This window comes from Sedimentitalea sp. XS_ASV28, from assembly GCF_041224545.1.
In the GTDB taxonomy this organism is placed as follows: Bacteria; Pseudomonadota; Alphaproteobacteria; order Rhodobacterales; family Rhodobacteraceae; genus Sedimentitalea.
This window is the reverse complement of record NZ_JBGFGP010000078.1, coordinates 1-728: the sequence shown is the minus strand read 5'-3', so window position 1 is coordinate 728 and position 728 is coordinate 1. Positions and strand designations below refer to the sequence as shown.

1 protein-coding gene and 1 pseudogene are annotated in these 728 nt (G+C 60.7%); one reads left to right on the top strand and one right to left on the bottom strand.

What is annotated here, in order from left to right; translation table 11 throughout:
• Positions 1-74: pseudogene (locus AB9K34_RS03695) on the bottom strand (IS200/IS605 family transposase); the annotation flags it as partial.
• Positions 75-548: 474 nt separating this feature from the next.
• Between AB9K34_RS03695 and AB9K34_RS03690 the strand changes: the two are divergent.
• Positions 549-728: hypothetical protein (locus tag AB9K34_RS03690; RefSeq protein ID WP_369953093.1), on the top strand; the 180-nt coding region annotated here is incomplete at its 3' end.

The following is a 728-nucleotide window of genomic DNA, read 5'->3' as shown; positions in this document are numbered from 1 at the left end:
TTGCGCACCAGATCCGAGATGGCGCGCTTCGGCGGCACCGAGACGAACATGTGGGCGTGATCGCTCGACAGCACCCCGCGCAAGATGTCGACCTCGTTCTCGCGGCACACCTGCCGGCAGATGTCGCGCACCCGCAGCCGTCATGCCCGGGTCAGCACCTTTAACGGTATTTGGTCGACCAGACGATGTGGTAGCGGTGATAGAAAACGCAGTGTTTGCCGGTGTCATATTGCATGATCGTACGATTCTTTCACGCTGAAGCGGGTCCGACTGGAAGGCGGACGGTTCGCTCCAGAGCTGGGATACTAGAGCGATATGCGTGAATAGGGAATCTGAGAGTTTCCGGGTGGTCTGACTTGTGAGTCACGGTGATTGGAGGTGGATCAAATGGGCAAACCGTATTCTTCCGATCTGAGGGACAGGGTTCAGCGGCGCGACGCCACCATACGGTTCGGGGTCAGTGCCAGCTTTGCGATCAAGCTCGATCAGCGGGTCCGGGCGACGGGCTCGACGCGGCAGCGCGGCAGGGTCGCCCTGCGGGATCGGGCGTGCTGGCGCGGTTTCGGGATTATCTGATCGGGCTGGTCGAGACCCAGCTCGCCCCGACCCTGCAACCGGGCGACGTCATTCGTCGGGAAAACGATCCACCGGATCGTTTTCTAACCCTCCTCATTCCTCGACAATCTGGCCGTCCACAAGAGCGAGAAGGCCAAGGCTATCCTGCAGGA